General features: G+C 70.2%; 9 protein-coding genes and 1 pseudogene. 5 read left to right on the top strand and 5 right to left on the bottom strand.

All coding sequences use genetic code 11. From position 1 onward, the window contains the following. Positions 1-308, top strand: a 308-nt coding sequence (locus EF918_RS03945; protein ID WP_221889687.1) for a bacterial transcriptional activator domain-containing protein, incomplete at its 5' end; no start/stop codon positions are given. Positions 309-397: 89 nt separating this feature from the next. Here the strand turns inward: EF918_RS03945 and EF918_RS03940 are convergent. Both EF918_RS03940 and EF918_RS37955 read right to left on the bottom strand, forming a co-directional pair. Next, complete coding sequence (locus EF918_RS03940) at positions 398-943, bottom strand: GNAT family N-acetyltransferase (RefSeq protein WP_125640679.1); 546 nt, start codon at positions 941-943, stop codon at positions 398-400. Positions 944-949: 6 nt separating this feature from the next. Then, positions 950-1282 (bottom strand): annotated as a pseudogene (locus tag EF918_RS37955) (XRE family transcriptional regulator); the annotation flags it as partial. 85 nt (positions 1283-1367) lie between these two features. On the opposite strand from EF918_RS37955, the gene EF918_RS03930 reads away from it, so the two are divergent. Continuing rightward, the gene (locus EF918_RS03930; RefSeq protein WP_312847806.1) at positions 1368-1700 is read left to right on the top strand and encodes a bacterial transcriptional activator domain-containing protein; all 333 of its coding nucleotides are present in this window, start codon (positions 1368-1370) and stop codon (positions 1698-1700) included. A 175-nt stretch (positions 1701-1875) separates the two neighbouring features. On the opposite strand, the gene EF918_RS03925 is transcribed toward EF918_RS03930, so the two are convergent. Genes EF918_RS03925 through EF918_RS03915 form a run of 3 tightly spaced genes read right to left on the bottom strand, consistent with a single transcriptional unit; the run spans position 1876 to position 3886 of the window. Then, positions 1876-2628, bottom strand: a complete 753-nt coding sequence (locus EF918_RS03925; RefSeq protein ID WP_125640663.1) for an SDR family NAD(P)-dependent oxidoreductase — start codon at positions 2626-2628, stop codon at positions 1876-1878. Then, complete coding sequence (locus EF918_RS03920) at positions 2625-3611, bottom strand: 3-oxoacyl-ACP synthase III family protein (protein ID WP_125640660.1); 987 nt, start codon at positions 3609-3611, stop codon at positions 2625-2627. Before EF918_RS03920 ends, EF918_RS03925 begins: the two co-directional genes overlap by 4 nt. 17 nt (positions 3612-3628) lie before the next feature. Next, positions 3629-3886: a hypothetical protein gene (locus EF918_RS03915; RefSeq protein ID WP_125640657.1), complete on the bottom strand. Its 258-nt coding sequence runs from the start codon at positions 3884-3886 to the stop codon at positions 3629-3631. A 241-nt stretch (positions 3887-4127) separates the two neighbouring features. Here EF918_RS03915 and EF918_RS03910 point away from each other — a divergent pair, with 241 nt between their 5' ends. From EF918_RS03910 to EF918_RS03900, 3 genes are read left to right on the top strand one after another with little or no spacing between them, the layout of a single operon-like run. After that, positions 4128-5024 (top strand): class I SAM-dependent methyltransferase, encoded by an 897-nt coding sequence (locus EF918_RS03910; protein WP_125640654.1) that lies wholly within the window; start codon positions 4128-4130, stop codon positions 5022-5024. Between the two features lie 11 nt (positions 5025-5035). Then, positions 5036-6607 (top strand): NAD(P)/FAD-dependent oxidoreductase, encoded by a 1572-nt coding sequence (locus EF918_RS03905; RefSeq protein ID WP_125640651.1) that lies wholly within the window; start codon positions 5036-5038, stop codon positions 6605-6607. A gap of 51 nt (positions 6608-6658) precedes the next feature. Next, entirely contained in the window at positions 6659-8185 is a 1527-nt protein-coding gene (locus tag EF918_RS03900) for an FAD-binding protein (RefSeq protein ID WP_125640648.1), read from the top strand. Positions 8186-8238: the final 53 nt, after the last annotated feature.

Here is an 8238-nt window from a genome sequence, read left to right as displayed (position 1 = left end):
GCGCGTACCGCTGCCGGATGGCCGCCCACACCCGGGCCGGCAACCGGGCGGAGGCGCTGCGCAGCTACCAGCAGCTGCGCGAGGTGCTGGCCGAGGAGCTGGGCATCGACCCGGCCCCGGAGACCGAGGCCGCCTACCTGGAGCTGCTGCGCACCCCGGAGCCGCGCCGCGACCGGGCCCCGCGCCCGTTCACCTACCTCGACCCGTTCCTGATGGGCATGTTCGAGGTCGACCACACCGCGGCCCCCCGCCCGTGCTCCCTGTCCGACCACGGCTGCACCACGCATGCGGGGCACCGGGTGGCGTGAGGCGGGAAGGAGTCGGCTTGCCGGCCAGGGTCCCGGCCGCCAGACCGGGCCTCGGCGGCCGGCACCGCCATCCGGCGTTTTCCGGTCGGTCACACCCGGACGCAACGGCCCATGCACACCAGCCACGGCGACTCGGGCAACGGCTTCACCGCGCCGATCTGCCTGTACCCCCACCCTTCGTACAGCCGTAGCACTTTGCCGTCGCCGGCGGCCGGGTTCACCATGAGCGTCACGTACGGCTCGGTGCGGCCGTCGAGGAGGACGTCATGCATCCGCCGGGCCAGCCCTGCGCCGCGGTACGGTGGGATGACGCCGATTTCCTTCACGGCCGCCGTGTCCTGGGCCGTGAACCGCGGCACCGGGGGCACGGTGAGCCGCTTCCACCAGCGGTCCCCGGGGCCGATGCTGTTGGCGTAGGCGTAGCCGACCACTTCACCGTCCGGCGCGCACGCCATCACCAGGGCCCAACCCGGTTCGGCCGCATGCCGCTCCAGCCGCTCCAGGAACACGTCCACGCGGTAGTTCGGGTGGTCGAGGAGATCGGCCCGAACCTGGGAGTAGACATCGGCGATCGCCACCCGCAGGTCGGGAGTCAGCGCGCTGTGGCGACGTAGGGAAGGCGAAGATGTGGTCATCAGCACTCACTTCACTCGGACCCGGTGGGACCGCCAGGCAGCCACCCGGCCACTTGCAGGGGCGATCTGTGCAAGGCGTCCTCCGAACACATCCAGCATCGCCGACACCCGCGGGTGTCCAGCAGCTGCGTCGGCCGGTACCTCCATAGCGGTGGTCACAGCAGACTCCACTTCCCGCTGTTCGAGCTGTGCCAGGGCGAGGCGGGTGGTGGCGATCGCCCGCGATCGGTGCATGTGCGGCCGCAGCCCGGACAGGCACCTGTGCCCGTGCGCCTCCGCTGTCGCCCAGTCACCGAGGCACAGGTAGGCGGACAGGGCAAGGGAATCGATTTCGGCTTGACCCGTCGCCGAAGCGGGCTACCGCAGCGGTCGCCGGACGGAGTCCGGCGCAGCACCCCGAAGCCCGGGAGGCGCCCCGGCGCCGATCGGTGCGAGGGGTGCGTCGGGAAATGGGTGCGCGTACCGCTGCCGGATGGCCGCCCACACCCGGGCCGGCAACCGGGCGGAGGCGCTGCGCAGCTACCAGCAGCTGCGCGAGGTGCTGGCCGAGGAGCTGGGCATCGACCCGGCCCCGGAGACCGAGGCCGCCTACCTGGAGCTGCTGCGCACCCCGGAGCCGCGCCGCGACCGGGCCCCGCGCCCGTTCACCTACCTCGACCCGTTCCTGATGGGCATGTTCGAGGTCGACCACACCGCGGCCCCCCGCCCGTGCTCCCTGTCCGACCACGGCTGCACCACGCACCGCCGGGTGGCCTGAGGCCGCCGTCCCCTGCCACCGGCCGAGCGCCGTCCCCCTCGGGGGACGGCGCTCGGCCGGTCCGGCACCCAACAGGACCGCACCGGCCCCCGCGGGCATGCCCTTGGCCCCGGCCGCCCCGGGGGGAAGGGGGGCGGCCGGGGCCGGGTGGGGGGAGAGGCACGGGCGGTGGGGATCAGGTGATGGAGACGCCCGAGTCGATGCTGATGACCTGGCCGGTCATGCAGTCCTGGTCCAGGAACAGGCCGACGCTGCGCGCGACCTCCTCGACCGTGACGAACCGCGGGATGGGGGCCTTGTCCTCCATGCCCTCCTTGACCCGGTCCGGCAGGTCCTGCGTCATCCCGGTGATCATGAAGCCCGGGGAGAGGGCGTTCACGGTCACCCCGCGCCGGCCGCACTCCGACGCGAGGGTCCGGGTGAAGCCGATCAGGCCGGCCTTGGAGGCGGAGTACGCCGTCTGGCCCGCGGTCGCGATGATCCCGGACGGGGACACCACGTTGACCACCCGCCCCCACCGCTTGCGCAGCATCGCCGGGACGGACACCCGCGCGGTGTGGAAGGAGCCGATCAGGTTGGTCTGGATGACCTGGGCCCAGTCGGCCGGGTTCTGCATGGCCATCAGGCTGTCCTTGCGGATCGCGCCGTTGTTGACCAGCACGTCCACCGGACCGAGCGCCGCCGAGATCTCCTCGTACAGCTTCTGCGTCGCCTCCCAGGAGCCGACGTCCCCGGTGACCAGCACCGACTCGTTCGTCAGCTTCTCCTGCACGGCCAGCGCCGCGTCCCGCGAGCTGTTGTAGTGGACGGCGACCCGGCAGCCGAGCGCGTCCAGCTCCAGGGCGAGGGCCTGGCCCAGGCCGCCCGAGGCCCCCGTGACGAGGGCCACCGGCGACTGCGGGCGCTCACCCGCAACGTTCTTGCTCATGCCGCGACACCGCCCCATTCCATCAGGATCGAACCCCAGGTCATCCCGGCTCCGAAGCCGGCCAGCAGGACCTTGTCGCCCGCCTTGATCCGGCCCTCCTCCAGGGCTTCCGTCAGCGCGATCGGGATCGACGCCGACGCCGTGTTGCCGTACTTGTGGAGATTGGTGATCAGCGCCTCGGGACGCAGCCCGGTGTGCGACAGGATCGAGTTGATGATCCGGATGTTGGCCTGGTGGGGGACGATGTGGTCCACCTCGGCCGCCGCCACCTTCGCGTTCTCCAGCGTCTCGCGCACCGTACGGACGGTGTAGCGGACGGCGTTGAGGTAGATCTCGTTGCCGTTGATCTGCGCGTAGTGCAGGCCCGCGTCCAGGGTCTCCTGGGTGGTCGGCATCCGGCTGCCGCCGGCCAGCACCTTCAGCGAGCCGGTGCAGGAGCCGTCCGCGCCCAGGTTCCAGGCCTTGACGCGGTTCTCGGCGCCCGGCTGGAGCACGAGCGCGCCCGCACCGTCGCCGACGAGGATGGACAGGTCCCGGTCGGCCGGGTTGGCCGTCAGGGTGTGGGTGTCGGAGCCGATCAGCAGGATCGGCCGCGGGTCGAGGGCGATCAGCGCCATCGCCGAGACGAGCCCGTAGACGAAGCCCGCGCACTCGGAGTTCACGTCGTGCGCGCTGCCGGCGATGCCGAGCTCGTGGTGGACGAACGCGGACGTCGCCGGCGACGGCTGCTCGGGCGTGGCGGTCGCGACGATGAGGTGGGCGATGTCGGCACCGGTCAGGCCCGCCTTGTCCAGCGCGCGCCGGCCGGCCTCGACGGCCAGGGAGGCCGTGGTCTGTCCCGGGTCCACCGCTCGCCGCTCCCGGATGCCGCAGCGGCTGACGACCCAGTGCTCGTCCACGCCGAAACGCTCCGCGAGCTCCGCACTGGTGACGATGCGCTCGGGTACGGACATGCCCCACCCGGTGATGTCGAAGCCGGTCACGTGGCTGGCCCCCGGCCTTACGCCTGCGCCGGGACGAGCTCGACGATCTTCGCGTACACGTCGCGCAGCGTGGTCGTGTCGTCGAGGTCGGCGAAGAGGGACTCGTCGGCCGGGATGTGCGGGTACTGGTTCTGGAAGCCGTACAGCCACTCCATCAGGTCGAGCGAGTCGACGTCCGCGATGTGCTGGAGCGGGGCGTCGGGGCTGACCTCCGCGGCACCCGAAACGGCCTCAAGCTGGCTCGCCAGTTCTTCGATGGTGGGCAGCTGCGACATGGGGTCGGTCCTCTCTCGGCAGTACAACTCGGCGGTGCGTGACGTGTTTTCCGAAGTGATGAAATCCCCGCCCCCGCAAGGAAGACGCAAGACGGATCCCCGCCACCCTTCCCCGGGGAATTCCGTACGTCTTGCGCCTGCCTTGCGGGGGATCCGGTTTCCTCGGACGCGAATTCACCACGGCACCCGAACCGGAACATCACGGCACTGCCCGAGCCGGACAGGAAATGAGGACCACAGGATGACAACGGTCGCCCCCAAGTCGGTGGACCCCGAGGTCGACGCGATCAGGCACCACTACGAGGTCAGCAACGACTTCTACCGGCTGCTGCTGGGCCCCACGATGATGTACTCCGGCGGCTACTGGGAGGAGGGTGAGGACCTCGTCGCCACCCTCGACGAGGCCCAGGAGCGCAAGCTGGACAAGTTCGCGGAGCTCGCGAACGTGCGGGCCGGCAGCACCCGGCGCGTGCTGGACATCGGCTGCGGCTGGGGCACCATGCTCAACCGCCTCACCACCGTCCACGGTGCCGAGACCGCGGTGGGCCTGACCCTGTCGCGCACCCAGGAGGCCTTCATCGACGGCCTGGGCAACCCGAAGATCACCACGCTCGTGCAGAGCTGGGCGGACTACAAGGTCGCCGACGAGTCGGAGAAGTACGACGCGGCGTTCTGCATCAACGCCCTGGAGCACTTCGTCTCCTCCAACCTGCCGCCGAAGGAGCGCACCAAGCGCTACCGCTTCTTCTTCCAGCAGGTCGCCAACGCCCTGAACCCGGGTGCCAAGTTCGTCCTGCACACCATGACCGCCGAGGCGCTGCCGATGAACCGCGCGCTCCTCGACGACCTGAAGTTCCTGCAGCGCTCCGAGTTCGAGGGCTGCCACATCCCGCACCTGAGCGAGCTGTCCGCCGCCGCGGAGGGCCTGTTCGAGATCGACGAGATCGTCAACGAGCGCGAGTCGTTCGCCATGGCCTGCCGCGCCTGGCTGGTGCTGCTCGCCGAGCGCCGTGACGAGGCCGTCGCCCTGGAGGGCGAGGAGGTCGTGGCCCGCTTCGAGCGCTACCTCGACATCTTCGCCTACACGCTCGAGGACAAGTTCTTCAACAACTTCCGCGTCACCATCACGCGCCGCTGAAGGAGGCCGACGTGACGAGCATTCTCGAACCGGCCACGGACGGCGGGGCGCGTCCGGCCACCGAGCCGGCCCCCGGCGGCCGCGGCCCGACCCGCCATCTGCGGGTCGCGGTCATCGGCACCGGTTTCTCGGGCCTGGGCACCGCCATCCGGCTGCTGCAGTCGGGCATCGACGACTTCCTGGTGTTCGAACGGGCCGACGAGGTCGGCGGCACCTGGCGGGACAACAGCTATCCGGGGTGTGCGTGCGACGTCATGTCCCACCTGTACTCTTTCTCGTTCGCCCGGAACCCGAACTGGAAGTCCACCTTCGCCACCCGTGACGAGCTGTTCGCCTACCTCAAGGACACGGCGGACCGCTTCGGGGTGCGCCCCCACATCCGGTTCGGGCACGAGCTGGTCGCCGCCCGCTGGGACGAGGACGAGCGGCACTGGCGGATCGAGACCTCCCAGGGCGAGTACACGGCCCAGGTCCTGGTCACCGGCACCGGCTACCTCTCCGAGCCGGCCGTCCCCGCCATCAAGGGGATCGCGGACTTCGAGGGCAAGATCTTCCACTCCTCGAACTGGGACCACGAGCACGACCTGACCGGCCGCCGCGTCGCCGTCATCGGTACGGGCGCCAGCGCCATCCAGTTCGTGCCGGCGATCCAGCCCGAGGTCGGCCACCTGGACCTCTACCAGCGCACGCCCCCGTGGGTCGGGCCCAAGCCGGACAAGCCCAACAGCGAGCTGCACACCAGGATGCTGCGCTCCCTGCCCGGCTACCAGAAGTTCCGCCGCGGCTTCAACCAGTGGGGCCGCGAGGTGCTGGCGTTCATGTTCAAGCGGCCCAAGCTCGCCGAGAAGGTCCAGAAGATGGCGAGCGACCACCTGAAGAAGTCGGTGGCGGACGAGGCGCTGCGCGCCCGGCTGACCCCCGACTACCTGGTGGCGTGCAAGCGGCTGCTGTTCTCGAACACCTGGTACCCGGCGATCCAGCAGCCCAACGTCGAGATCGTCAGCGACGGCATCGCCGAGGTCCGCGCCAAGTCGATCGTCACGGCCGACGGCACCGAGCGCGAGGTCGACACCATCATCCTCGGCACCGGCTTCCAGGCCACCGACCGTCCGGTCGCCCGCCGGATCTGGGGGCGGGACGGCGTCCAGCTGCGCGAGGCCTGGAAGGACGGCATGGCCGCACACCGCGGCACCACCATCGCCGGCTTCCCGAACCTCTTCATGATGCTGGGGCCGAACACGGCGCTCGGCCACTCCTCGCAGACGCTGATGATCGAGGCGCAGATCGCCTACGTCGTCGACGCCCTGAAGGTGATGGACAAGCGGGGCCTGGCCAGCATCGAGGTGCGCCGCGAGGCGCAGGACGCCTACAACCGGGTGCTCGACGGCTACACCGAGGGCTCCGTCTGGTCCCCGGCCGGCGGCTGCAAGAGCTGGTACATGGACGACAGCGGCCGCAACCCGTCCATCTTCGCGACCTACACCTGGCGCTTCCGCAAGGGCACCAAGCGTCTGGACCCGAGCGAGTACCAGCTCGCCTCACGGGTGCGCAGCAGCAGCACCCGGCCCGTACCGCACGCCTGAGCGTGACCCCGTAGTCGTCCGCACTCCATGGGAATCGGGAGACGCAAGAAGATGAGCAGCACCCCAAGATCCACCGCCGGCGCCCCGGCCCAGCCGTCGCGCCGCAAGGTCCTCGGGTCGATGGCGGCCACCGCCGTCGCGGTCGTCGGCTGGAACGCCGCCGACGGGACCTGGGCGACGGCGGCCGAGGCCGCCGGCAACTCCGACGTCGTCCCGGTGCCGGGCCTCAAGGGCACCCTGACGACGTCGCCGGCCACGCTCGACTCGTTCGGCCACGACTTCGGTCACCTCTTCGACGACGTCAGCAAGCCGTGGGCGGTGCTCCACCCCGGCTCGATCGACGACATCGTCACGATCGTCAACTACGCCCGCACCAACGGCATCAAGATCGCCGTCAACGGCCAGGGCGGCACCGGCACCGACATCGAGTCGCACTCGGTGTACGGCCAGGCCCGCGTCCCCGGCGGCATCTCCATCGACGCCAAGGGCATGTCGAAGATCCTGTCCATCGGCAACGACTACGCCGTGGTCGAGGCGGGTGTCACCTGGGGCCAGCTGACCGACGCCACGCTCAAGCTCGGCAAGACCCCGCCGGCACTGCCCGACTACCTGTACATCTCGATCGGCGGCACGCTGTCGGTCGGCGGTATCGGCGGCACCGTGCAGAAGTACGGCCTGATGGTCGACACGGTGCAGGCCATCGACATCGTCACGGCCGACGGCAAGCTGGTCACGGCCACCCCGTGGCTGCGCGCGGACCTGTTCAACGCGGCCCTCGGCGGCGGCGGCCAGGTCGGCATCATCGTCCGGGTCAACGTCAAGCTGATCCCGGCGCCGCAGCGGGCCGTGGTGTTCAGCCTGTTCTACTCGACGGTCGAGCAGTACCTCGCCGACTCCGAGAAGGTGCTGGCCGACAAGCGGTTCCAGGTGCACGCGGGCGAGATGCTGCGCACCCCGGACAACTCCGGCTGGCGCTACAAGATGGAGGTCGGCGCCACCTACGACACCACGCCGCCGGACCGCAACCGGCTGCTGTGCGACCTCAAGGACGTCCGCGCCGACGCGATCATCGAGGACGTCTCCTTCCGGGACTACATGTTCCGCCTGGACGCCTACGAGGCCGTGCTCAAGGAGGGCGGCCACTGGTACACGCCCAAGCCGTGGCTGAGCATGTTCCTGCCGGCGTCGAAGACCAAGGCGTTCATGAAGATCGTCGAGCAGGAGATGAACGCCGACTCGCTCGGCGGCGGCTTCCTGCTCTTCTACCCGTACTACACCGGGAAGCTGAAGCGGCCGCTGGCGGTCCAGCCGAACGAGTCGGTCGCCTACCTCTTCGACCTGCTGCGCTTCCCGAACCCGGGTGAGCCCAACATCCAGGGCATGATCGACCAGAACCGCCGGCTGTACGACATCGCCGTCGCGATGGGTGCCAAGCGCTACCTGGTCGGCTCGATCCCGATGTCGCACGCGGACTGGAAGACGCACTTCGGCAACCGCTGGAGCGGGTTCGTCGCGGCGAAGAAGAAGTACGACCCGACCGGCATCCTCACGCCGGGCCAGAACTTCGGCCTGCTCTGACCGGTCGCGGACGGACCCGGCGGCGGGAGCGGGGACGAGGGACCCCGCCCCCG

It is taken from the genome of Streptomyces sp. WAC06614, assembly GCF_003949795.1.
Classification (GTDB): Bacteria; Actinomycetota; Actinomycetes; order Streptomycetales; family Streptomycetaceae; genus Streptomyces.
This window is presented reverse-complemented; position numbering and strand designations above follow the sequence as displayed.